At 50.7% G+C, this 25,765-nt stretch carries 15 protein-coding genes; 1 reads left to right on the top strand and 14 read right to left on the bottom strand.

Annotated features, from left to right (window positions below):
• Nucleotides 1-41: 41 nt before the first annotated feature.
• The 12 genes from PP769_RS01430 to PP769_RS01485 all read right to left on the bottom strand — a co-directional run bounded on the left by PP769_RS01430 (nucleotide 42) and on the right by PP769_RS01485 (nucleotide 21,539).
• Nucleotides 42-3,257, bottom strand: a complete 3,216-nt coding sequence (locus PP769_RS01430) for a cupredoxin domain-containing protein (protein WP_312644288.1) — start codon at nucleotides 3,255-3,257, stop codon at nucleotides 42-44.
• Nucleotides 3,172-4,923 (bottom strand): hypothetical protein, encoded by a 1,752-nt coding sequence (locus tag PP769_RS01435; RefSeq protein ID WP_312644290.1) that lies wholly within the window; start codon nucleotides 4,921-4,923, stop codon nucleotides 3,172-3,174. The genes PP769_RS01430 and PP769_RS01435 overlap by 86 nt, the downstream gene beginning before the upstream one ends.
• A gap of 580 nt (nucleotides 4,924-5,503) precedes the next feature.
• Complete coding sequence (locus PP769_RS01440; protein WP_312644293.1) at nucleotides 5,504-6,697, bottom strand: HlyD family secretion protein; 1,194 nt, start codon at nucleotides 6,695-6,697, stop codon at nucleotides 5,504-5,506.
• 4 nt (nucleotides 6,698-6,701) lie between these two features.
• The gene (locus PP769_RS01445) at nucleotides 6,702-8,213 is read right to left on the bottom strand and encodes an efflux transporter outer membrane subunit (RefSeq protein WP_312644299.1); all 1,512 of its coding nucleotides are present in this window, start codon (nucleotides 8,211-8,213) and stop codon (nucleotides 6,702-6,704) included.
• Entirely contained in the window at nucleotides 8,210-9,799 is a 1,590-nt protein-coding gene (locus PP769_RS01450) for a DHA2 family efflux MFS transporter permease subunit (RefSeq protein ID WP_312644301.1), read from the bottom strand. Before PP769_RS01450 ends, PP769_RS01445 begins: the two co-directional genes overlap by 4 nt.
• A 1,026-nt stretch (nucleotides 9,800-10,825) precedes the next feature.
• Complete coding sequence (locus PP769_RS01455) at nucleotides 10,826-12,115, bottom strand: 4Fe-4S dicluster domain-containing protein (RefSeq protein WP_312644303.1); 1,290 nt, start codon at nucleotides 12,113-12,115, stop codon at nucleotides 10,826-10,828.
• Between the two features lie 57 nt (nucleotides 12,116-12,172).
• Nucleotides 12,173-12,592, bottom strand: coding sequence for a response regulator (locus PP769_RS01460; protein WP_312644305.1), 420 nt, complete (start codon nucleotides 12,590-12,592; stop codon nucleotides 12,173-12,175).
• A 177-nt stretch (nucleotides 12,593-12,769) separates the two neighbouring features.
• Nucleotides 12,770-16,207, bottom strand: coding sequence for a molybdopterin-dependent oxidoreductase (locus PP769_RS01465; RefSeq protein ID WP_312644307.1), 3,438 nt, complete (start codon nucleotides 16,205-16,207; stop codon nucleotides 12,770-12,772).
• Between the two features lie 52 nt (nucleotides 16,208-16,259).
• Nucleotides 16,260-16,448, bottom strand: coding sequence for a hypothetical protein (locus PP769_RS01470; RefSeq protein WP_312644312.1), 189 nt, complete (start codon nucleotides 16,446-16,448; stop codon nucleotides 16,260-16,262).
• A 140-nt stretch (nucleotides 16,449-16,588) separates the two neighbouring features.
• A complete protein-coding gene (locus PP769_RS01475; RefSeq protein WP_312644314.1) occupies nucleotides 16,589-18,553 on the bottom strand; it encodes a cytochrome ubiquinol oxidase subunit I in 1,965 nt (654 codons plus the stop codon).
• Nucleotides 18,554-19,035: 482 nt separating this feature from the next.
• Nucleotides 19,036-19,629: a transaldolase family protein gene (locus PP769_RS01480; RefSeq protein WP_312644329.1), complete on the bottom strand. Its 594-nt coding sequence runs from the start codon at nucleotides 19,627-19,629 to the stop codon at nucleotides 19,036-19,038.
• A gap of 386 nt (nucleotides 19,630-20,015) precedes the next feature.
• Nucleotides 20,016-21,539, bottom strand: coding sequence for a sigma-54-dependent Fis family transcriptional regulator (locus PP769_RS01485; protein WP_312644331.1), 1,524 nt, complete (start codon nucleotides 21,537-21,539; stop codon nucleotides 20,016-20,018).
• A 260-nt stretch (nucleotides 21,540-21,799) separates the two neighbouring features.
• On the opposite strand from PP769_RS01485, the gene PP769_RS01490 reads away from it, so the two are divergent.
• The gene (locus PP769_RS01490) at nucleotides 21,800-22,540 is read left to right on the top strand and encodes a ferredoxin--NADP reductase (RefSeq protein WP_312644332.1); all 741 of its coding nucleotides are present in this window, start codon (nucleotides 21,800-21,802) and stop codon (nucleotides 22,538-22,540) included.
• A gap of 440 nt (nucleotides 22,541-22,980) precedes the next feature.
• On the opposite strand, the gene PP769_RS01495 is transcribed toward PP769_RS01490, so the two are convergent.
• Nucleotides 22,981-24,516, bottom strand: a complete 1,536-nt coding sequence (locus PP769_RS01495; protein ID WP_312644333.1) for a sigma-54-dependent Fis family transcriptional regulator — start codon at nucleotides 24,514-24,516, stop codon at nucleotides 22,981-22,983.
• A gap of 717 nt (nucleotides 24,517-25,233) precedes the next feature.
• A complete protein-coding gene (locus PP769_RS01500) occupies nucleotides 25,234-25,605 on the bottom strand; it encodes a hypothetical protein (protein WP_312644334.1) in 372 nt (123 codons plus the stop codon).
• Between the last annotated feature and the right edge of the window lie 160 nt (nucleotides 25,606-25,765).

A 25,765-nucleotide genomic window follows, 5' to 3' on the forward strand; every position in this document is an offset into this window, starting at 1 on the left:
CTTCCCCGCTCCTAAACCCGTCAACTAAAAGTCATGCCGGTTCATTTCAGCCCGACGGGTTTAACCTGGGTTATTTCCAAGGGGGGCAACTTGGCTTCTTTAACGACCCGTGCCCCACCATCCAATGGCAGAATCCGTTGATCATCGCCCGGCAGCACACGGAAGTATCCCCATTGCCCTGATTGGGAATAGGGCAACCGCTGATTGCTCCAAACGTAATCTCCGGTACGTTGATAAGGTCCGCCTGCGGCTGGAATGAAGGCATCCAACGCTTCTGACCCCGAAAACTCCACGACGTTGATTTGATCTGCTCCTCGCATGAATGGTTCGATGGGCCATTCATGACTCTCCACACTGAACATCCCGTTCTGCTCACTGCTGGCACCGAAAACATGGATGCGAACGGGGTCACCGGCATGGGCCTCGATGATCGGCGTGACGGGGTCATCCGGGTTTTCCTCTGAGCAAGGTTGGAATATCCTGTCCAACGTACACCCCTGCTCTTCCCGGAATAGATAGGGTTCCGCGCGATAGTTTACACCGATCAAACCGGCCACGTTCTGCACGTAAGGCATAAAGCTCGTACCGATGATGTTGTCCTCGTCCTGAAAGAACAAGGCCGCATCCCGATAATTTGGTCGGTCTTCGTATCCAGTTACCGTCCGGTCCACGATCACGTCGGCAATCCAACTGTTCTTATTCGATATATCCTCACCTGTTTTAGGATCCCGATACGTCGCCCCCTTCGGCCCGATAATGATCGCGCCGTAAAGCCCGTTCCGTGGATTGTGCATGACATTGCCCCAGTCCCAGACCAACGAGGCAATCTCACCTAAAAACGGATCGGCATAGTAGGTGTACGTCCGGCTCTCTCCAGGCGCAACCGTTTGATCACCTGGATTCTGCCCGACGTTGGCTCCCAACGAATCCTTAGGATCGAAGGCGAGGGAAAGCGCGGAAAACGAGGCGCGACTCTCCCTCATTTGATTCGTCAGGTGAATCTTGAGACAGTCGCCAACATTGCCTCTCAGAGTCAGCGGCATCGGTTGAATTCCACTAGCCGTCTTTGCGACATCTTCTTCGAGCACATATATTTTTCCCTCCGGATTCTGGAGCAGAATGTTCCGTTCGAAATCGACCTCTACGGCTTCGGGTGCCTTCGTGTTGAAATTCATGGAAGGAAAATCCATCGCCACAACATTAAATGATTTGACCGGTGCTTCGGCAGGACAGACCGGACCAGGCTTTGGAATTTCATTTCGACCGGAATACCCGGCCGGCAGCTTTTGAAGATCCGGCACCTCCTTATCCAATACCCGCAGAATACCCCAGGCTCCTTCCGAGAACTTGGAAGAACGTCCATTAAAATGGATGTAGTCACCAGGCTGGAGTCGAGGCCCGCCTGCCTGCGGAACCACGAGATCGTATCGCTCTGCGATTCCAATATGGATGGAATTTTTACGGTTGGCATCACCGGCATACCGTTCGGTCAGAAAGGTATGCCCCGACAATGTCCACACCATTGATTCGTTTGTCATGGTCTCCAACAGCCGGAACACGACCGTATCACCGAGATACGCCCTGACCATTGGCGTATAGGGATCCCCATGAACTTGGCTATTGAAGATGTTCGAGAAATCCGGATTGGCCTTGAGTCTAGCCGCGATCGGTTCAGCACGGAAGTTAAAACTGCCACCGGTGGTGTGCGTTCCCCCGTTGAGGAACGGCATCGGTGTCATGGGAATATGTTCAGGCATGGGAAATGAGATCGTCTTTCCCGCTTCCAGCGCGACCTCAATCGGCTGGCCCGGAGGATTACCTGCAGTGACGATGTTGACGGAATGCGGCACACTGTCGTTTAACTGCACCATCAGTTCACGGAAGCTCCCGTTCACTCCATACCCTACCGGTTCAACCGTATGGATATCCGCGACCGGTCCACTGCGGATTGGTTCGCCGGTTTTGGGATCGTGATAGGTTGAGCCCCAGGGTTCAACAATCATCGTCCCGAACCCTCCGTGTCCCCAAGTTACACGGCCGACCGCATGGTCATGCCAGAACACGGTGCCCACATCCGCATCCGCCCAGAATCGTTGCCTTACGAATTCCACGGTGACGATGTCATCCACCGGATGATCATGCTCTAACGGCCGATACAGAATTATTTGATTCCCATCTATGGCTTTAATGCGCCCGATCTCGTTGCCTTTCACGTTATCGGCACCGATCAAAATCTCGTTCTTCGGGTGATACTGCGCGGCATTTTTTACCGTAATGGTCATATCACCCTTTTTGCCCGATTTCGTAAAAACCGTATTCATCGGTAGTGGCAGGCCCTTGTCAGTCGTCTTCTCCATCATCGTAAACGGCCGCACCGATTGCTCATACGAAAAGCCGGTAATCACACCATCCGACGATTGGTTGTCAAACTGCATAAAATGCCAATGGGTGTTGATCTTCGACGCATGCATGTTGAAATTGTCGTCATCAACCCATTCGCTTGTCAGCATCCAGTCAACACAGTCGTACACGTTAGACCTCACGACCAACGGATGTCTTTTATCATTATTTTTTCGAACCTCTTCCTCCTCTTCATGAAGAACATAAATCGTCCCGTCCGGGTCGATGATTGCCGGTTCGTCCCCTTGTTTGTCTGCGACCATCATGGGGGTCTTAATGAAATGCACGTTAAACTTTTTTGAGCCGGCATTGGCTGGACACAGACTCCACCGTCCGTTTTCGCCAGGCTTTGCCGGATAGGAGCTCATCTGACCATCATCATCTAAATGGATCATTTCGAGCCAAGGAGAAGGATTGTGATTTTGAGAGAATGGAACCCGTTTTCCGAAATGCGGCCTCAAGTGTGGCCATGCGATCTTGCCGGTGGTGGGCTCGAACAGAATCGGCAAGCGTTCTCCGGGAGCCGGAGATTGGTATCGTGGATTGGGGATCGTGTTTTCCCGTTCAGTCATCGCCCGATTTCCGTTCCAAATCCAGTCCAACACCGTCGCATCATAGGAGAGGATCTGTTCTCTCTCATCATCTTTATGACCGGGCTTGCCTTGAGGCGGCAACTGCATCTCCACCCAGTCCTTTACCGTGACGACAGCCGGATTGGCTTTCCAATCCGTAGTGCCTTTCTCGATAATTTTAAACTCTTTGCCGAACCAATCAACTTTCTTGTCGATCAGCTGGTCCGACGTGACACCGGCCTTGATCCGTCCCTTGCGGTCCGGCAATTCGCGAAGGTCCGGCATCGTATCGTTGTGGACTTCTCCCTGCTTGGATGGTATTGTAAACCCGCCAATAGCCCCACATACCGGCGATGTAGTGATGCGCCACGTGGCAATGAAACAAAAAATCCCCAGCCAATTGCTGGCAGAGTCCCGATCCACATTCCGTTTCCAGGTCAAGGGCCTCGGACGGCCCGATCACCTCCACGTCGACACGGTCCGTCTTTGTTCGGACGACGGGATACTTCACCGGTCCGTTTTTTGCGGTGTGCCACAGGGGCATTTCGTCGATCGCACGGGGACTCCTGGGCCAGCGAATAGACCCGCCATGGGGATGATGGGAATGGAAAACCTCCGATCCCCCATGCACCAGCCGGAACTTCGCCGGATCGCCCAAATAACTGCGCGGCACAGTGGTGGCCGGATCACCGAAGGTATAGGCGCTGTAGGCCATTGACTCGTCCTCGAATCCGAAATACTCATGCTGCGTTTGCATGTTGTCCACACCAAAGGGTTCGCTTCGGTAGTTCAACGCCCGCGCGACGGGCCGGTACACATCGGTGACTGGATCCCGCTGCGGAATAAAGTCACCATGCTTATTGACCGGACGAAAGGCTTCATCGCCGACTTCATGGTAAATGAGGACGAACTCGCGAAAATCCGGGCCGGTGCCGTTTTTGATGATCGCCTGCCAACCACTGGTCATCGGTGTCGGCTCCCCTGAGCCAAGAGGATCCAGATATGTCGACCCTTTTGGCTCCACCACAAAAGTGCCCATCAGGCCCATCACCGTCAACTCACGATCATTGCTGTAACTATGAAACTGCCGTCCGCCTTCCTGCATCGTCGGTGGAATGTACCACTCCATGTCGATGCTTTGGCCTTCCATCGCGATCGCATCGGGGTTCGTGGTTGTCGCCGGTTGGCCCGTTGTGCTCACCATCATACTTGATCCACCGATCTGCAGACTCACCGCTTCTCCGGTTATCAACTGATTGCGGAGAGTGAACCTCACGCAATCACCCTGATTGCCCCTGATCACCAATGGCTGAATCCAGTTATTCTGCAAACCGGTCTCAACTGCGCCGGGGTCATACCCTTCCTTCTCACGGGCCGCTGCATTAGCCGCCTCTTCCTCCCTCACCTTCTCGAGATTTTCTGTGAGGACATACATGTAGCCGACATAGTAGTCGAGCCATCTATTCAACGTGATTTCCACGTCAATGGCCGAAATATCGTAGTGCTTTTCGGGCACACCAGCCGGGCACACTCCAGGCTGACCCGAGACGGGTTCAATTTCATTGTCCGAAGCCAGGAGATAGTCTGCCGGGCCGGCTCCGTATTGATGGAGCATCGTGGCGGTGTCATAAGCCCCACTCCCCTCCATCAACTTCAAATCGGCCTGCATTTGATGTCCCATTTTCGACATTAACCGTTCATGCTGCCGATCCACGTTCAGCGCACGATCAGGATTCCCCTCCATCGAGTCCTCCACAATCGTCTGCCCTTTCAACCTCTCTACCCAATTATTCGTCTTTCCTGACGCGGCCGCCACGTTATGACCAGCATGGGAATCCCTTTCCTCCTGAATCTCCTCTCCCGCATGTCCCATGGTACTCATCATGAGCACCATCCCTATACACGCGACAACGCCTGTCAATGCGCCATACACCTTCTTCCCTGACAACATACAACATACCCTCCTCATAAAAAATCGATCATGACCCTTGAAGCTATTAACGTCTCCGGGGATATGAATCCCTTCTATGGGCATAACATCTCTTCTCTAATGCATTCCCTCTTTGATTCATGACAATACTTTTTCGTTCCTTTCCGATAAGCAAATAGTGAGCCGCCAAACGCTTCATCCACATATCCACAAATTGGCCTTATTTTGGTGGCCTCTTTTGGCAAATTAAAATCAATCCGCTTGAATGCCGCGAAATATCGCTGCCGTACACCACGATTCCACCACCGCTTTTCGTGGGAGACACTTTTACTGCAATGCTCAAGGATTAACGAGCAGGCTTGATTGAGGATTTCTTAAGAATGAAGAAAGGATTTTCAAAAGGAGGACCGGGCTCATGCGGTTGGACGGGAAGAACAGAACAAAAGCCTTCAATATGCAAGTAGTGGAAAGAGGGTACTTAAACCTTCCTCAACATATTACAGGAAAGATTGTGGACCGAAGGGAGAATGCTTTTGCCTTCCACCCCCAAGTTGGCTGCCTCCCGCTACAGAGGACTTCTGAACCGGCACGACTCTACCCCCTATGCCGGTTCAAGCCGATCGCGTTTCAAAACAAGGTTCTCCCTGATGATTTCTTGGGCCAGGGACTCTGCATCGATAAGTTCATCGGCATAGATGTTCGTCTCATATTCCTGAGTGGAAGTCTCTGCCAATGAATCTCCCAGAGGGCGTCCCGGCTCGCTCACATCGATATAGGTTTTGGTCGACAATCCCGGACGGACGGGATGCTCCAGGATCTCTTCTTTCAAAAAAGCGACCCGCACAGGCACCCGCTCTACGATATGAATGAAATTGCCGGCCGCATTTTCAGGAGGCAACAAGGCGAATACACTGCCAGTGCCGGGCACCAGCCCTTCGACGGTCCCATGGTATGTGTGGTGCTTTCCGTATACATCCACATTTATCAATGCCGACTGCCCTGGACGGACCTGCTGCATTTCGGTTTCCCGCAAATTCACTTCCACCCACAGATGATCTAGAGGCACGATCGTCATCAGTGGAACACCCGGGTGAACCTGGTCTCCGACCTGGGCCTTTCGCTTGGCCACATGGCCAGAAGCCGGCGCCCGAATGCGCTGTCGTATGTACTCAAGATAGGCGGTGATGAATTCATGCTTAGCGGCTTCTACAGCCGGATGATGCCTAATATTCACACCCCCAACCTCCGCGGTGATGGATTGGTATTCCTCACGGATTTCCATGACCTCGGCTTGAAGTGCTCGCATTTTATCAAGGGCATTTTCGAGGATTTGTTCAGATATGGCCCCACTTGGAAGCGCCTCACGGAAGCGGGCCACATCGTGGCGTACTAAGTCGAGTCGAGCCATCTTGCTGGTAAATTTTTGCTGGATCCGCCGCCTCTGGGCAAACAATGATGCGATTCTTCGCACCTCCCCTCCCAGTAAACCCCGCGTCCGGCCCAATTTGGCATGGGCCTGGTGTTCATCAAGACGAATGAGGAGATCTCCTTTTTCTACATACTGCGTTTCCTCGACAAGGACCTGAGTGATAATACCCGTTGCCTGTGCCTCCAACGTGACGAGGTTGCCGGCAATAAAGGCATTATCGGTCCATACCCAGAAACGGGCGTAGTACCACCAGTAGCCGCTGTAGGCCAATACCGCCGCAACGAGAATCACCCCAACCAGCGACAGCCGACGGTTGCGTTGGCGACGAATCTCCTTGGGGCGAATTTTAATCGTAGGGGCGTCCATGATTTCATTCCGTTGTTTGAGAGGTTTCTCGAACGACGGGGTACCCGCCACCCAGGGCTTCAATCAAACCCACCATCGACACAAGTTGGTCAGCTTCCAGAGCCTTCAAGGCGAATTCCTGATCCAATACCGCATGATGCTGTTGTAACACCTCACGGCGATCGTCTAGACCGGTGCGAAAGCGGACTTCAACAAGGTGCCGATCGACACTCACCGACCTCAGCAGACGACGGTGTGCCTCCAGCATCGAGCGAGTCTCGTGCCAGACACTCAGACTGTCGGCAACTTCCCGCATGGCCTCCAGCAACGTGTCGTTATAGAGTTCCACTGCCGCGTCGTATTCTCTCCGTTGCGCCTCCAGCTCCCCGCGAAGACGACCCCCTTCGAACCAGGGAAGCCGCAGGCCAGGTCCCCCCCCGTAAGCGAGGCTGGACGATGAAAACAGAAGATTGCCCAAATCTCCAGCCCCGCTCGCTAGAGTCAGGGCCCTGAACCCCACGAAACCATTCAAATCGATAGTTGGGAGAAATCGAGTTTTCGCCACCTTGATCATCTTGGCTGCAGCCTCGGCTCGATATTTGGCAGCGGCGAGATCCGGGCGATGCGCCAACAGCCCGATCGGCAGCTCCGGCGGTAAGGGAATTCGGCGGGGCATCATCACCTTATCGGTGAACACATGCTCTCCCCAATCAGGCCCATGACCGCTCAGTCTGACCAGCAAATATTGTTGAAAGTCCAACTGCTCCCGAGTACCGGCTTCGCGTTTATTCGCGGCCTCTAATTCCGCAGTGGCCCGCATGATCGAATTGGCATCATCCAGACCCGACCGAAACCGGATATTCGCCAGATTCAGGAGATCGCGTCGAAGTTCCACCATGGCCTCGACCACCTCAAGCTGTTGGCGCAACGCGACCCTGCGGAAATAAGACCGCGCGATCGCAGTGGTCAACCGCAACCGCACCTCTGCCCATTCCGCATGATGGGCCAATTCCCTGCTCATCGCGGATTCCATCATGGCGCGATTCTTCCCCCAGAAATCCAATTCCCAGCGAAAGCTCAACGGGTTGATCAGGCCTAACGCAATATCAATCCCGGCCACTTCAGGATTGAGGGCGGCAAACACGCCATGCTCGGAAATCCGCTCTGCGGTCAATTCGGCATCTGCCTCCAGAAACGGCAGCAACCTCGCGCCTTCGACGCGGACCAGGGCATGCGCCTCGTGGAGACGGGCATAGGCGACCTTGAGACCGGGGTTATTCTTGAGACCTGTGTCGATCAACTCGTCGAGCTCCGGACTCCCAAACTCTTGCCACCAACGATCTTCCGGCCATTGCGGGATTGGAGCCTCCGGTTCGTGATGGGTCGCATGGGAAAGTGTCTCGTCCATGGAATTCGATTTTAAGAATTCGGCAGGGCCTTCGCCTGGAGGAATCCAGGCACAACCGGCACAAAGGAGCAGGCTACACAGACCGAACGCAAGAAACCATTGCCATTTCAATGCGAGGGGATGATTCATAGCGGCTCCTCGAGAAGTGCTTCGGCCCGCATCTCCAGCAACTCTTCTTCTTGGCTTGGATGCAAGGGTAGTTGGGTAGGATAAGCCAACCAGACGAGCGCGGCCAATCCGAGAAACATATAGCTGGCAAGCAGAAACGCATCGCTCATGGCCAGAATTCCCGCATATTGTCTGACAAGGGCCAAGAGCTTGCCCTTCACCATGGCAGCATCGAGCCCGGCGCCATTCAGGTTGGAAGAGAATCTTCCCAGCACGTCGAAGGACGCAAACTGTCTTCCCCCAAAATGGTTTGCCAAATGAAGCTGATGGAAGGGGGTCCGTCGAAAGAGCACAATCGTTTGATAGGTAATCCCGAATGCACCCGCGGCGATACGCAACAGATTGACCGCCTCTGCCGCCCGAAACATCTGAACGCCGGACAATCGATGAATGGTGAGCACAGTCAGCGGTGTAAAAAATGAGCCAAGAAAAAGACCTTCAAGCAGCATGGGCCAGAAAATCTGATCAAAGGACTGAGGATCGTCGTAATGGCCTATCCAGTACAGAGTCACAGCAAACCCGAGAAAATTGAGGCTCGCGAGCATGCGAGCCTCGACCCGCTTGGAGAGCTCGTGCATCACCGCAATCATTGGAGCCGCCAACAATACCATGGGGAGGAGCGCAATCCCGGCCAGCAAGGACGAATAGCCCAACAACAGTTGAAGCTGAACGATCAGAAGCGTGATCAATCCCTGGATCGAGAAGAATCCGGCCACCATACAGATCACCCCGATGGTAAAATTTCGGTCGGCGAACAACCGTAGATCCAGCATCGGGTGACGTTCGCCGAGCTCCCAGATGATAAAACAGGGCAATGCCACAATGACGACAATCAGGACGCCACGGAGGAATGGCGAGTCAAGCCAGTCAAAATCGTTACCCATGTTCAGAAGAGTCTGAATGCCCCCCAAAATGACGGCCAACAGAAAAAATCCCACGAAGTCGAATCGGGTACGCTGTCGATGGAATCCCCGACCATACAACAACGATCCCATGAAACCGACGACGACCAGGGAAAGGGCGACATCCAGATAAAACAGATAACGCCACCCGAGATCATCCGCGATCCACCCGCCAACAGGAAGTCCAATGGTAAACGGCGTAATGGTAAACAAACCCCAGATGGCTAACCCCATGGACTTGAGCCGGTCCGGGTACTCTCTGAGCAGCATGTCTTGTGAGAGAAAAACCGTGAGGCCGCCAGCAAATCCCTGAATTATGCGGGCATTCAGAAACTCCCAATGAGTCATACTGCTGGCGCCAATATACGAAGCCACGGCATACACAAGAAAGGCAACAATGAACACACGATTATTACCGTACCGGTCAGACAGCGTGCGGCCAATAGGAATGCCCAGCGCCAGGGCAATCATGAAATCCGTCTGAGCCCAAGTCAGGAAGCTCGGCAACACGCCTTCCAGATCGCCGGCCACATGAGGCAACAAGGCCACATAGGACCCGACATTGAACATCACGAGAATGTGTGCGAGACCGAGCGTCAAGTTGAACAGAATAAAGTGCCAGCCTCGCAGGCGTTTGGGAAACATAGCCTGCCTGGGCTTTTTTGGCCTCACAGGCAGACACTTTCACTTGGCTGAGCGGATAGAGAAAAAGATTCATGGTTGACGCCTCCCACCTGTTGAGGATCTATGGCGGGGAAACCGTGTGCACAATACATTACCAAACCGGTGAAGAACATTCCGCCAACCAGGTTGCCCAGCGTGACCGGATTCTTGTTCAAAAAGCTCCAGTAGGACATACGGACCTCGGTTCCCATTACATACAGACTGGAATGACGAACATGTTCACCACCGCGTGTTCAATCCCCTGCGAGAAAAACAGACCCGTAGTTCCCAAATGCCACATACCCTCCCAATAAGAAACGTAGGGCAATAGGCAAACACCACGGTTCACCCAACCATCCAAAGGTTTGACATCCTCCATAATCCTTTTCCCTTATGGAAAGATGGTCAACCTCCTTATCTGAATTCCAGGTCCCGTCGTCCCCATTGAAAGAACGCTCTTTCTTCGAATAACAATTTGGACTCCCGATGAAAGAATCCTTTGTGATGAAAAAGAGTTTTGTATTATTTTTCCTATATTTAACGAGGAAGAGCACAAGGAGGTGAAACGTATTCACCCCTTTGTGCTCTTCCAGCAACGGCCCTGCGGTTCTTCGTTAGGCTTCTATGGTTTGAGCATTTTCCCGCATTATCTGTCTGGATGGTGAAAACGTTTTAAGGCGGGCCTTTCCCACCTTGGGCCTGGGTTCGTTCCCCCGATTTTTTAAAATCAAAGAATCGACAATTTCTCCACAGTTATAGCATTGCCAAGCCATGGACCATAACTGTCCTGAATCATTAAGATGATCTCCCATATTTAGCCAATGCATGAGACCAGCACAACGCCGACAATTCATAACATCTCCCCCCTTTCCGGCTTCTCCCCTTTACAGGGGAGAGACCGGGTGGCGATTTTTTCCCTGACACTCATTTTACGTCGCCAGCCGGCCTCCAGCCTCACCGAAAATTGATAATTCCGGTTGTCTCCCGCTGCATGAATAACCATGAAACTTACAGCCAGTTCACCCGCTCGGCCGGGCGGATGTAAATCGGCTCTTCCACTTGCTGCCGCACCGCTTCCTTGCCCGATTTGTTGAACCCCAACACCGTGTCGTTGTACATCTCAAACTTCCGCCCATGGATTTGGGTTTCAAACACTTTCGGCCCCGGAATCACGTCATACCGGAAGATGATCTGTTGGCTCGCCCGCCACAACTGCAGCACCGCCAACAACTCCCGGCTCGGCACCAGATACTTCTCAATCGCATTATCTACCCCCGGCCCGAACATCTGCCGGATGTAGCCCCGCGGCGCCTGCCGCGGTGGGATGTAAAACCCGTTGGGTTCCGTGCCCCATTGCGGATACAACGGCAACGCCACTTGTTCCACCCGGATGGTATAGTACAACGGATTCCAGCGATCTTCCGCCCAGAGCCCGTCATCGCCCACCTTCACCAACCCTTGCAGCCGGATTTTGCCCACGCACGCCGCCATACACCGCGTCTCCATCGGCTCGCCCCCCGTTAAGGGGTCTTTGCCTTCCACCCGCGGATAGCACGCAATACACTTCTCACTCACCCGCGTCGTCCCCCGGTACATCGGCTTTTTAAACGGGCATTGCTCCACACACTTCTTGTACCCCCGGCACCGGTTCTGGTCGATCAACACAATCCCGTCTTCCGGCCGCTTGTAGATGGCCTTCCGCGGACACGCCGCCAGACACCCCGGATACGTACAGTGGTTACAGATGCGTTGCAGATAGAAGAAGTACGTCTCATGCTCCGGCAAGCTGCTGCCTTGCATTTTCCACGGCTCTTCTTTCGTGAACCCCGTCTTATCCACCCCTTCCACGATCGCCCGCATCGAGGTCGCCGTATCTTCATAGATATTCACAAACCGCCATTCCTGGTCGGTCGGGATGTAGCCAATGGCCGCCTGCCCGATCTTGGCGCCCGCATCAAAGATCGTCATTCCTTCAAACACCCCATACGGCGCATGATGTTTGCGGCCCACCCGCACGTTCCACACCTGCCCGCCCGGATTGACCTGCTCAATCAACTGCGTGATCTTCACATCGTAGAACTGCGGATAGCCCCCGTACGGCTTCGTTTCCACGTTGTTCCACCACATGTATTCCTGCCCTTTGCTGAACAGCCACGTCGACTTGTCCGCCATCGAGCAGGTTTGACACGCCAAACACCGGTTGATGTTAAAGACAAACGCAAACTGCCATTTCGGATGCCGCTCCTCATACGGATACAGCATCTTCCGTCCTAACTGCCAGTTATACACTTCAGGCATTGTCGTCCTCCGTTTCGGTGAAAATTTCGGGGCTGTCCAGGCTGCATCGGCCAACCCTCAGGTTGGCAACCCCCCGGTATCAACCCAACAATCAACTTTTCGTAAATTCCTCAAGGCCATGACCCCGTTCACCATATGACTGAGATTGTGAAGATCTACGGTTTTGATCATGACCTCACAATTCCCAATTTCTTTTATTTCCTGCGGATCTATCCTACCTTCATACGCGGTAAAGATAATGGCTGGAACAGAAGAAAATTTTCGAATGGCTTGCAGGGTTTCCACCCCATTCATTCCACCCATTTTATAATCCACCAAGATCACATCAGGTTCATCCCTATAATCTCTTAAAAATTCCATTAAGGCCTCTCCCGATTCAAAGGCACGTACCGAGCAATGCAACCGAGAAAGTTTTTTCCCAATATTTAAACGAACCACCTCATCATCATCCACCACAAATACAGAGGGTATGCTCACCGACGGGTCCTATTACCTGTTTCATCTTGCTTCCCCCAACAGTTTTCATGATAAAAGGCTTACAAGAAATTTTTATGTCCAACGATCACCCAAAAATGAAGGAGGCTGGGGGGAGGTATTCATCATATTTCTTTCTAGACGTCAATATAGAAAAAATATCCCCAGCCTCCAACTCACTTACACTTTGATCTTAATATGGTCACCCTTCAGCCATTTGATCATAAACTCATTCTCCTGGCCTGGCGTGAACCCGGTCCGGACCGGTTCCCACGGCCCCCGTCCGCCGATACCGCCATCCTCCGCTTTCGTGATCCGGATGAGACACTCCTTCGGCACCGTGTTGACCGCATGATGATCGATCTCAAAACCCCATTTGAATTTCCATTTATTCGCCATTTTTCCTGGCAATGAGTCCAATTGGTGCATCGGCATCAGCCAACTGCGGGTAAAGGACTGCTGCGCTCCATACCGGAAGTTCGATTGATATCCGGTATCCAGCGCAATCGCCCGTCCGTCCGGCCGGGTTTCATGCCCCTTCACCGACTTCGCCGTGGATACATACGGCGCATGCTTGGCCATCGTGACATGGTACGGGAAAGCCGGGTTGTACTTCGCCCGGATCATCAACCGTGCCACCTTGTAATAGGGGTCGCTGGGCTTCCAGCCACGATACGGCCGGTCCACCGGGTTCCCATCCACGTAGACATAGTCCCCGTCGTTGATGCCCCGATCTTTGGCCGCTGATGGGTTGATATGGATTTGATGTTCACCCACACCTGGCGTCCGCTTATCCATCCGATAGGCATCGCCAAAGTTGGACTCATACATCTGCACCCAGTCGTTCACCGACCATTGGCTATGCACCCGATGCCGGGTCTTCGGCGTCACGCAATAGAACTGATACCCCTTCTCCCAGAGGGGATTGGCGTATCGTTTAATTTCCGCCCAAGGCAACTTGATGTTGCGGACGGTTTTGTCGTCATGATGTTGTGCCGTGATCGGAATCCCATAGTCATCCGGCCGGATATACGGATTGGATGACATGATCGCATTCGGCAAGTAGGGAGTGGCCTCCGTCCCTTCACGATGAGAGATGAAGTTTTCCCCATATTCAATGGCTTCCGGCTCCACCCGGTAGGTCTCCAGGCGTCCGCTGCGCGTCCAATGCGGCTTCGATTCATTGGTCTCTTCCCACAATGGAATTCGAGGATAAGTCCGGGTCATCACCATCCAACCCTTTTCCGACTTCAACATCGTGTCCGCGTTATACCCATACGACGTACTACCGGCATCCAACAACCGTTGCACATACACATCCACACGGTTGTCATAGACAAATTTAAAGTAATCTTTAAATCGCCCATCCCCCGTTATTTCGGTGAGTTTGGCCGCGACGCCCGCCACCGTATCCAAATCGTTCCGCGTGTCATACAACGGCCGGATGCCACCTTTCCATACCTGCATCCAGGGGTTGGAGACGGTGGCGGTCATTTCAGGATAGGTAAACTCCATCCACCCGTTCACAGCAAATGACACATCGGCGTGATTCACATCGGATGTCATTTCAATGTCCTGAGTCACAATCGCTTCAATGTGAGGATCCACATTTTTGACCATGTCATAATGGTGCTTGGAATTATTGAGAATATTGACATTCGCCACCCATCGAAGCTTACTCGGCGTCGGCATATGCGTCTTTCCGGTAAACACCCGACGGCCATACTTGGGCGTATTCACAATCAGAGCCGTATCGCCGTGGTTCCAGTACGTCGTCTCTTCACCATAATAGTATGGGCGGTAATTAATCTCTTTCCCATGGGCATTCGGATCTGTCGTGATCTTGAAAGGATTTTCCCCGGTGTGGATCCCAATGCCTTCCCCCGACCATGGCGTGGCCGCCCAAACACCAACCTTATAATTTCCTGACCATGTATGACATCCCGTACCGAATTTCCCCATGTTTCCGGTCAGGGTCATCACCATGGCGGCCGCACGCCCCATCGACGTCATATGAAAATAATGGCAGACGCCTTCTCCATTATGAATGGCGGCCGGTTTGATGGTCCCGTTATCTCGAGCCCATCGCACAATAAGGTCTTTCGGACATCGATTAATTTGGTGAACAGTATCCAGATCGTAATCCTGAAGATGGACCTGATACATCTGGAAAAGGGGCATGACATCTGCCTCCCTCCCACTCAGTAATTTCACCCTGAACGATCCCGTTAATGCCGGATCGAGACCGCTGTTCTTAAAGTGCCAACCCACCAGTTCTCGATGAAGCGGGACCGCTTTGTCCTGATTGAGATCCCACACCATAAACCCTCCAAGACGAGCAATCTGCGAAGGCGAAAGTCCTTGCACTTTGCCGGAGTAAGTTTTGGAGAAATCCGGGAAGGCATAATCTTTAATGACATCGCGCGGATCCAAATATTGCAGAGTATCCGTGCGAATCAACAAGGGTAAATCCGTGCTGGACCGAATAAAATCGCTGTCCTGAAGACCATCGTCTAAAATAATTTTGCAAGCCCCTAGGAATAACGCTCCATCTGTTTCGGGGCGGACCGGCATCCAATAGTCGGCCCGTTGTGCGGTGGGATTGTATTCCGGGGTAATGACCACCACTCGACCACCCCGTTCAATGGACTCCAGTTTCCAATGGGCTTCCGGCATTTTATTTTCGACGAAATTTTTGCCCCAACTGGTATTCATTTTGCTGAATCGCATATCAGAAAGATCACAATCAATGGCTTGCGCTCCGGACCAGAATGGTTGCGAAGGATCCTGATCACCGTGCCAGGTCAAATTATTAAAATACCGCCCACCCTGGGCATTCTCCGGGCCAACTTTTCTCACCCAACTATCCAACAGAGCTCCACATCCACCGTTCATCCGCGTAATGCCCATTTTGCCTATGACACCCAACACGGGCATACCGGCACGGAATTTCATGCTCCGCACTCCTGAGCCCTTCATCATTTCGATCATTTCCGGAGGATACCCTTGTTCCCGTAATCGCCTCGCACCGGCTTCGCCGCTATACCGGTTGGCGATCACGATCATGGCCTTGGCCAAATAGGTAAACGCGGTATCCCAGGACACCCGCAACATATCATCCAAATAGCGCGCATTGAATTTATATTTCGTCATGACCGTTGGGTCTAATTCAGGACTTCCGTCATCCATCCAGGCTTTCCAGCCGCGCCGCATCAAAGGCCCCTTTAAACGGTATGGTCCATATACCCGGCGATGGTAGGTATACCCCTTCAAACACATCCGGGGATTATGGGCAAAGGTTCCCCGATTCCCGTACATATCCTCATAGGTTTGGTGATCGTAGTTTTGTTCTACGCGCATCACGACCCCGTTCCGGACAAACGCACGAATACGACAGGCATGCGTGTCATTCGGGGAACAACACCAGGTAAAGGAACTGTCATACCGGTATTGATCGTGATAGACCCGCTCCCAGGAGCGATCCGGGTATTCACCCAATGGATTGCCTACCTCCACAACCGGTTGCAATGCCGTCAACGCCAGCGCATTATCCGCTAACGCCACTGCAGCCACAGTGCCTGCTGTAATTTTTAAAAATTGTCTTTTTGTGACCAACATCAAACGCCCCTCCATACAAAGGTTAAATGTTCCGGCTTACGACACAAACCCTTTATTCCTCCTTTCTTTGAGACTGCCTCAACCGATGTCTTTCCCAGACATTCAGTTCGACAGGTATGGCCACCGCGGTTTTTGGGGGGTCGACCATAAGATTTGCCCATCCCAACAGGAGGACTCCAACGAAGCTGACTATCCCGAAGATCATTTCAATCAGAGGATTTGCAACCCAGAATTCCATCATCTCGCTCTCCTTCACGGCTCAACCACTCCATCATGCGCTTCACCTTGAATGAGTGAATGCGCCTTTCAGCCCCCATTTCCTCGCACCGGCTGCATGAATCCAGGATTCATCCACCAACCTATAATTCCCCACGAAACACATCAGGAACGACTGGCCGGTTGAGGCGTGAACTGCGGCACAGCCTGTGACTCGGGCACTTTCGGCGTTTCCGGGACCGGCGATTTTTTACCGGCAAAAGCCGCCAGCCAGAACACGAATAGAATGGTCGACCAGAACAGCAGAACATTGAAGGAGATCATATTCGCCGCAAACCCGATGGTATGGGTATAGGCCCAAGGCGAGTTATCCCGCATCACCTCGTTCACATGCCAGAAGAGGCGGACTGAAGAACGAATGTATCCCATCAAGGCCATCATCCAGGTAAACTCCGTTGCCAGAGCAATCAGAGCATATTGCGACCGCGCCGGCATTTTTCCCCATTGAATGGGGCCCGCCACTTTGGCACCCTTCAGCATTGCCAGATTCAACGGCATCATTAACAAAAGGCACGACATGGTGGTGGCCACCTGCGGCACCGACAGCCCAATCCGGACATTCGCGGGAATATAATATCCATAGACTGCCAGCCAGATAATATTGAGGCTTCCCATAACGATAAAACAGGTCATAAAAATATTGCCCAATTTTTTCCATTTCACCGCCGGAATCAAATTGCCTCGCTGATACCAAATGAAACTCACAATCGTCACAATGATGAGCATATTGATCCCGCCATTTTTGGCGGACATGACCCCATAGTTTCCTAAGACGGGATGCTGTTGCCCTCCCATGGCTTTCAACTCAGCCGGGGTCATGACGATGGTATGGGGCGTGATAAACACCAGTAATCCCACGACCGCAATGAACACCAAATATTTAATATATTTTTGGAATCGTTCCGCGCCGGGCATCCGCCCGAAGCATTGCCATAAGTAATAACTCGTCGTCATGAAAAGCGCGCCGATCATGGTGGCCTGAATAATAAACAACCAGGCGAGAAGGCCTCCCATCAGAGTAATCCCCATTTGTTGGCGATAGGCATAGACCTCCCGCATAAGCCAATAGCCCGCAAACGGCAAGGGAATAAGGAAAATGACCGCGATAAACATTGCGACATACCCCATCCAGTCGTAATGGGCGCGCTCTTCATCGGATTTAGCCGCTAAAAAGCGGTAGGCCGCATAGGCCGCAACGACGCTGCCTCCGAACGCCATATTTCCTAAAATTCGATGAACATTCAACGGATTCCACAACGCGCTATGAATCGCATGCCAAATATTTCCGAGGTATCGTCCTTGTTCATCCACCCCTGCCGGCGACATCATGAAGGCAATCCAGGAATTCGCTAAAAACATCAGCACGGTTCCGATGACATTCAAGACCACGGCGATACTGAGATGCACCCATTTCAGGATGCCTTCCCTCATCCTGTCCCATCCGTAGTAGTAGATATACAGCGTTCCGCTTTCGGCGACGAACAGCAAAGCGTAGATGTGCATGACAGGACGGAAAATCCCTGAGAGGTAGCTGAAAAATGTGGGATAGAGCGTGAGAAAGGTGAAAAGGAGAATGCCCCCAAGAATGGCTGTCAACGAATAGGCCGTCAGACTGATTCTGATAAAATCATAGGCCAGCTGGTCGTATTTCTTCGCCATGGCCTTATCCTTTGTCACCATGCCGATGAACTCAATCACCATGCAGAAGATAGGAACCGCCAAGACAAAACTGCCGTAATATAAATGCTGCTGGTTCGCCACCCAAATCAGCACTCGACTTTCAAAATTGCCATAGCGGGGATAATCATGCGTATTGTCCTCGGTCACTGGAGCAGTTTCACTCGACACCACGCCCTCGGTCTTGTAATAAATATCCCGCCCCATTTCGACCGGCGCTGCGCCTTCCTCACCCTCGACAACCTCCTGAGCAGGCTGGGGACTTTGCCCTCCTCCCGACGCGATGGCTTCGCCATTTCCAAAAAGGATCGGCATCGCTATACCGATCGGCAGCAGCAACATTCCTACAATCATACTGATCAGTAAAACTGCGGCATTCTTTTTAAGTTTCATTCCTCCACACATTCCACTCATTTCTCTCCCCCCAAAATCATTAGACCCATCTGACATCCATAAACATTTTTCTGATAAATTTATCTCACAAGTTTTTCTGAGATTGCCGAATTCTGGATGCAACTGATTTCATTCTGGTCGTTCCTATATGCTTATGTTGTTGAACGCTTTGCATGGGCCATGCCCAACCAAGATAATTCAGTGTCCTAGGACAATCCCTTGTAATCCCAAAGTTTCCATTGTTTTATCTCTGGGATAACATCCGCAGACGGATCATTCACCCACGAAAGAACGTGGTGGGAGGTGGTGGCCGACCACCGCTTTGCGTGGCTGGACTCAAGAAAATACGGGGAATACAAAAGGTGGAAGAACTAGGAGCATGACGAACAAAGATTCGATACCCGCACACACGATCACGCTGCGGAAGGTCGGGGATTCTGAAGAGCACAATCCGGATCGGAGGATGTAGTCAGAATGGACAATTACACAGCAGGATCGAAAAGTTGCTGAAACATGGGAAATCGCATCGTACAAATATGCCCTCCCGCTAATGCTGCCTCAAGCACATCATGAGGAGAACGGATACCGGCAAGAAGCACCTGAGTGGAGAGACCATAGTTTCGAAGGACGGTGACAATGTTTCGAATTATATCGTCTCCCTTGGATTGATTGTCCCCGGTGCGATCAAGGCAAATTGACACACACCAGGCGCCGGCTTTGGCGGCAATCAAGGCTTGGGTGAGGGAAAAACACAAAGACACATTCACCCGGATGCCTTCGGCTGTCAACCGCTTAGTCGCCTTGAGACCGGCAGGCGTCAAAGGACACTTCACCAAGACATTTTTGTGGATTTTTGATAATTCTTTGCTTTCCTTGACGATGGCCTCTTCTTCAACACTCAACACGCCGACACTGATCGGACTATCCACATAACGACAGACTTCTCGTATTCCTTGATAGAAATTCAGACCCTGCTTAGTAACCAACATGGCGTTCATGGCTATTCCATCCAGAACCCCCAGTTTGCCAATCTCCTGAATCTCTGTGAGACTCACCGTGTCGAGATAGAATTTCATGAGCACTCATTACTCATGAACACGGATTGCTCCCCAGCAGCAGAACCTCTACCAAAATCATGACATACTGCTTCCGCATCAGGATCGCGAATACAACCTGAACTCATGCCCCAAATTTCTTTAACGTATTGATAAAATGTAACTGGCTCCATTTTTGGTATGCATACACCAAGCCACGGTTGTATTGAGATGGATTGAAACGAGAGACCATTGAAAATGCTGTGGATGCCATTGACAAGTAGGCAGGCTAATGAAATGGCAGTGAAACCCCATGAGAGATCGTGGTGGTCTGGTGGCTCATACCACCACCCACCGTGGTTTCAGCAACTGGGATTTAGAGAAAAGAGTGAAACCAGGGAGAAAGAAAGAGTGTGAAGTTGAACAATTTAGGGTCGAGTCGGGCGTTGGAGACCTAATTTTTTAATCCGGCTCCTGAGCGTGCTAGGTGCCAATCCGAGTTGTTCCGCCGCGCCACCCTCTCCCTCAATTTGCCAATTGCTGGAGGCCAGGGTCTGAAGAATATGTTGCCGTTCAAAATCCACTAATCCAGCCGGAGCCTTTGATTCATGCGTGGCATTATGAAGAATCAAAAGCCGTTCATCGATACGCAGAATCTTTTGGTGTGAGAGAATCACCGCCCGTTCAATAACATTTTCCAATTCTCGAATATTGCCGGGCCAGGAATACCGGATAAGCCGCTGCAAAGAATCGGGTTCAATGGTTTCGCAGGGCCGTTTGAGTTTCATAGCATAGTGCTCCAGAAAATGCTGTGCGAGTTCCGGAATATCTTCCGGCCGAGCACGGAGGGGAGGGATGGTAATCGGAAACACATGAAGTCGATAGAAAAGGTCAGCACGAAAACGACCTTGTTCAATGGCTGATGGCAGATCGGCATTCGTTGAGGCCATCAACCGAATATCCACCGGGATAGACTGCTTCCCACCCACACGATCAACCATCCCGTCCTGGATTACTCGTAATAATTTCGCTTGGGTCTCCATAGGAATTTCCCCGATTTCGTCTAATAACAAGGTCCCACCATGGGCTAACTCAAAACGCCCCTCACGCCTGGAATCGGCTCCGGTAAACGCTCCTTTTTCGTGACCAAATAATTCGCTTTCAACTAATCCTGCCGGAAGAGCCGCACAATTGACTCTAATAAACGGTTTGTTCGCTCGCATGCTCCAATCATGAATGGCTTGGGCCAGGAGTTCCTTCCCTGTTCCGGTTTCCCCCGTGATCAGGACGGTCGCCGTCGTAGGAGCGACCTCGCGGGCAAGTTCCAATACATGCTGAAAAGCCTGGCTTCGTCCTACCATGGCCCCGAAGTGCTTTGTCAGCTTAAGTTCCTCCACCAGATAGATATTTTCCCGTGCCAACTGCTGACGCAGCAGATTAATTTCCTCATAAGCCTGCACATGGTCAATTGCATAGGCAATTTGCATTGCCACTTGGGATAAAAACTCAATCGCATCTGGATCCGGGTTACCCGCATCAACGCTCCCAAGATTCAATACCCCCACACACTTTCCTCTGACCAGGAGCGGAAGGTTAATCATGCGTCCTAGCCCTTCCTCCACATACCATTGATCTTCCAGAAAGACCTGCTCCTGTTTGAGGTCAGGACGGACATGTAACGTCTTGTGATCGTACACCCACCCCATTGCACTCCCAATACGCGGTATCACGGTATCCCCTTGGATCACGACTTTCGCCAAATGAGTCGTCACCACATAAAATTGAAATCCATCAGACTTACGGTCATATAAAGTCACACTGACCCGGGCCCAGGGCATGACCTGTTCAATCTGCTCGATAATGGCCTGCCAGAGACTATTGGTATCCCGTTGTGAATTAAGCACAATCGCGACGTTCAGTAGCACCCGGTAATTTCTCTCAATTCGTTCCACAGTCCTTCAATCCTTTCTTGGGACAGATTCAAGCATAGAACCGAATGACCTGTCTAATAAGAGAAATGACCTTAAACTTACTCAAAATCTGAGAAGGCAGTACGACTATTTTATGTTAAGTCGTGAGGAAAAACGGATTTCTTTTAATCGGAAAATGAAAATCAGAAGCCTACGATTGACTCAACCCCGTACCAAAACGCTAGGATAATATGAGTTCGGAGTCACCTCATAACGTATGTCACCATCAGGAAGCGATCTCAATGGGAAAACTCACCAAGCCTTCCAGTTATCACGTGGCATTGAGAAAGCGTCAGGAGATCGCCAAGGGTACAATGGCGTTCTATTTTGACCGACCGGCTGGATTCACCTTTACAGCTGGGCAGTTTATCGATCTGTCATTACCGAAACTTTCCGCATCCGATCTGGAAGGCCAAATACGGGCCCTGACCCTTGCCAGCGCTCCTTCCGAACAACAGCTCATGGTCGCCACCCGTCTTCGGGACACCCCCTTTAAACGCATGTTGGCAAAAATGCCTCTTGGAACGACAGTTGACCTTGAAGGTCCATTCGGACAATTTACGCTACCGTCCGATGATTCCCGAACGATCGTTCTTCTCGCAGGAGGAATCGGGATTACACCGTTCCGAAGTATGCTGGTCGAATCCGCTCATCACAAATTCTCACATCATTTTATTCTTCTTTATTCAAACCGGCATCAGGAAGATGCCGCTTTTCTTGATGAACTGCAAACCCTCCAACAAGAGAATACGCATTTTAGGTGTGTTGGAACGATGACGAGCCCAAACGGAGGGACGGAAACCTGGGAAGGTGAAACCGGCCGGATAGACCCTGTCATGCTTCGAAAATATGTCAAAGAGGCGAAAGCGGCTCTTTATTATGTTGTGGGGCCCCCTGCAATGGTTGATGGATTACGAAGGATGCTTGAGTCTATCGACATTCCAAAGACCAATATTCGCTCTGAAGAATTTGTGGGCTATTGAAAATCTCATGAAGAATGTATTTGCCTTGTTAAACCATTGAGGATAGAAATTTCCCGGACTTCACGACTGAACAGTCATATATATACCAATAATCAAATTACAGCATTGATCTGAAAAAAATGTCGTAGATTCCCTATGGCCTTTTGTCGCATCCGGAACTCTCTCCCACTGGAGCTGGAGAAAGAAAACCGTTTACGTGGGTTTCCTTTCTAAAAAATTTCCTGTCGGGATGACCTGTTAATGGCATGGTGGCAAAAAAGCATCCCAGTGAAGCAGGGGGGACTGGACGAAGATCCTGATCTAAGCCGTTCGTATGCTCACAAAACAGTCGAGGTAGGTTTCGTTTGGGAGGACAAAGACGGGGGCATGGCCTATTTCAAATTGTTACCTCCGGACTAACCGGCTTCTCATCTCAATCACACAACCCATTTTGGGGTGTCTTATTCAGAGTGCCGCTTAATCCCGAATTTTTTCAATCGGCTTCTCAGGGTGCTGGGATGTAATCCCAGATGCTTGGCCGCCCCTAATGGTCCATCAATTCTCCATTCACACGCCGCTAAGGCTTGGAGTATTCGAGTGCGCTCCACGTCTTTTAATTGAGTGGGCGGCATGGCATCCATGTCGTGTGCCGGTGACTGCAATAATGAATCCTCCACATGCATGACGGACGATTGGCAAAGAATCATGGCTCGTTCAATCACATTTTTCAGTTCCCGTACATTACCCGGCCATGGATACTGAACCAGCATTTCCATTGAACGATCATCGATTTCCTGACAGTTTCGTCTAAACTGCAAGCGATTTTTCTCCATAAAATGTCGCACCAGAAGCGGAATATCATGCAGACGTTCCCGGAGAGGTGGCACAACAATCGGAAAGACATGCAATCGGTAATATAAGTCGGAACGAAAACGACCTTCGGCAATCGCCTTGCTTAAATCGCTATTGGTGGCGGCAATGATTCGCACATCGACGGCTTTCCCCTCAATACTGCCTACTCGTTCCACGATTCCATCTTGTAAAACCCTCAGGAGTTTTGCCTGGGCTTCGATCGGCATCTCCCCGATTTCATCAAGAAACAAGGTGCCACCATTGGCTAATTCAAATTTGCCTGGTCTTCCAGTCTCTGCACCGGTAAACGCCCCTTTCTCATGGCCAAAGAGCTCACTCTCCACCAGACCTGAAGGTAAAGCCGCACAATTGACTCGAACAAAAGGCTTTAAATTTCGTGGGCTCAACTCGTGAAGTAATCGCGCCAATAGTTCTTTTCCCGTTCCCGTTTCCCCCATAATGAGCACCGAGGTCGTAGTCGGGGCAACGGCCTGGGCCAAGTCCAGCACGTTCTTAAACTTTTGACTATTTCCAACCATCGCTCCAAAATCGTACGTAACTTTGATTTCTTCTAAAAGATAGGCATTTTCACGGGTGAGCTGTTCCTTCAGGTGGTTGATCTGTTCATAGGCCCGTACATGATCAATGGCAAAAGCAATTTGAGTCGCCACTTGGCGTAAAAACAAGACATTTTCCGGATCCGGATCACCGGATTCCACACTGCCGATATTCAAAGATCCGATGCAATTATCCCCAACAATCATGGGAATATTGATCATTCTTCCCAGACCCTCCTCGTGATAAAATGCATCTTCTAAAAATACGGGATTTTGTTGTAAATGAGGACGTATATGAAGACGCCGGTGATTATACACCCATCCCATTGCACTGCCTTCTCGAGGAATGATGGCATCACATTTCAGCTTCACCAGCGGCATACTTGTTTCCACCGCGTAAAACCGAAAAGCATCTATGTCAGAATGATATAGCGTAATGCCCGCGCGTTCCCAGGAAATCACCTTTCTAATGTGTCCCGTAATGGCTTTCCACAGATCTTCCGTATTCCGTTGGGAATTTAAGATGTTTGTGACTTCCAACAAGGTTTGATAGAAGTTTCGGGCTAGTTGATCGGTTGAGTGAGTCATATCGACTATCATGGTTAAGCCCCTCACACTGAAATATGAGTACGAAGGATCGCGACCTTAACGGGAACTTTTGAAAAAGAAACCTTATTCATGGGCAAAAAAATTACGCTTAAATCTTGATAAAAAGGGAGCAATTACTGAGCCATTCACCGCTTTTTTTGTGGTGTACAAATATCTATTTTCCTTGTCAAAAATGTCAAGTCTCGTGAACTAATAATCATAAAAATATGTTTTATTTTTCAATACCTTAATAAGTCAAACCACCACTTCTTCAAAGGTGTCATCCAGGTAACGCAATCAATTGTTTATTTAAGTAAACATTATTAAAAAATCTTCATTTTTATTTTTCAAAATAGAGCGAAATCGAACATAGATGCCTGTGCTCAATCGCACACCAATTTACTGTAGATAGCTCCATACCTTTGGTCTTTCACCCTACCTCATAGGATATAGGCATTGCTTGGATATGTGTCACCAGTGGGGCTCCTTCTTCATGTGTTGATGAAATAATTTTGGATCTGAAGGGTCTGTCATTCCTGGAGGTCCAAAGGCCTAGTAAAAAAAAAGCCTGACGGATACGTCAGGCACAAGAACAATACAGGGGGTGAGATTTATTATTTTCGATGGAATGAATGGGCAGGCTCAGCAACCAATCCATTCCATCGAAACACGAATGGGCGTATTGAAATTACAACTACATCACCTTAGAGGGAGGCACTACTGCGTCAGCTTAGCTTGATCAGCTTGCCTGATATGCCACGCGATCTTCTCATTCAAAAGATTGGTATCCCCTTTTAATGTGGAGGATATGTGCTTCAAGGCATTTCTATGAAAGCCCTTCGGATCAAAGTGTGGCTTGCTCTCAAAATGGGCTATGCGTTTATCTATATCCTGAACACGGCTTTCCAGGGACTGGATTTCCCCTTCTGAAACTTTTGCCGCAGACATATGATCTTGAATTGACCAACCCTGGGTCTCTATTCTCCAGGCTGAACTCTGTTCATGACCATTATCACCAGCCAAAACAAATTGGGGAAGTCCTAGAAGCATCCCCACAAGCAAAGCTGAAAAAAATATTTTGTTATTCATAACTTCCTCCTTCTACTTATCACCTGAAAACATTCTAGAAGTTGTACTGCTAACGTTGACTCTGCTTTCATCGATACTAATCGGATATACAATTTAAATGCCAACAGAATTTATTTTAAATTTTCATTTAAATACAAGCATTTAACACTTTTTATGCATT

The sequence above is a fragment of the Candidatus Nitrospira allomarina genome, assembly GCF_032050975.1.
GTDB classification, from domain to species: domain Bacteria; phylum Nitrospirota; class Nitrospiria; order Nitrospirales; family UBA8639; genus Nitrospira_E; species Nitrospira_E allomarina.

Excerpts from the sequence above, each read along its gene's own strand:
- PP769_RS01470 (WP_312644312.1), bottom strand. The coding sequence starts at position 16,448 with ATGATGGAATTCTGGGTTGCAAATCCTCTGATTGAAATGATCTTCGGG.
- PP769_RS01440 (WP_312644293.1), bottom strand. The coding sequence starts at position 6,697 with ATGGACGCCCCTACGATTAAAATTCGCCCCAAGGAGATTCGTCGCCAA.
- PP769_RS01450 (WP_312644301.1), bottom strand. The coding sequence starts at position 9,799 with ATGTTTCCCAAACGCCTGCGAGGCTGGCACTTTATTCTGTTCAACTTG.
- PP769_RS01445 (WP_312644299.1), bottom strand. The coding sequence starts at position 8,213 with ATGAATCATCCCCTCGCATTGAAATGGCAATGGTTTCTTGCGTTCGGT.
- PP769_RS01455 (WP_312644303.1), bottom strand. The coding sequence starts at position 12,115 with ATGCCTGAAGTGTATAACTGGCAGTTAGGACGGAAGATGCTGTATCCG.
- PP769_RS01490 (WP_312644332.1), top strand. The coding sequence starts at position 21,800 with ATGGGAAAACTCACCAAGCCTTCCAGTTATCACGTGGCATTGAGAAAG.
- PP769_RS01475 (WP_312644314.1), bottom strand. The coding sequence starts at position 18,553 with ATGAAACTTAAAAAGAATGCCGCAGTTTTACTGATCAGTATGATTGTA.
- PP769_RS01495 (WP_312644333.1), bottom strand. The coding sequence starts at position 24,516 with ATGACTCACTCAACCGATCAACTAGCCCGAAACTTCTATCAAACCTTG.
- PP769_RS01500 (WP_312644334.1), bottom strand. The coding sequence starts at position 25,605 with ATGAATAACAAAATATTTTTTTCAGCTTTGCTTGTGGGGATGCTTCTA.
- PP769_RS01480 (WP_312644329.1), bottom strand. The coding sequence starts at position 19,629 with ATGAAATTCTATCTCGACACGGTGAGTCTCACAGAGATTCAGGAGATT.
- PP769_RS01430 (WP_312644288.1), bottom strand. The coding sequence starts at position 3,257 with ATGCCGGACCTTCGCGAATTGCCGGACCGCAAGGGACGGATCAAGGCC.
- PP769_RS01465 (WP_312644307.1), bottom strand. The coding sequence starts at position 16,207 with ATGTTGGTCACAAAAAGACAATTTTTAAAAATTACAGCAGGCACTGTG.
- PP769_RS01435 (WP_312644290.1), bottom strand. The coding sequence starts at position 4,923 with ATGTTGTCAGGGAAGAAGGTGTATGGCGCATTGACAGGCGTTGTCGCG.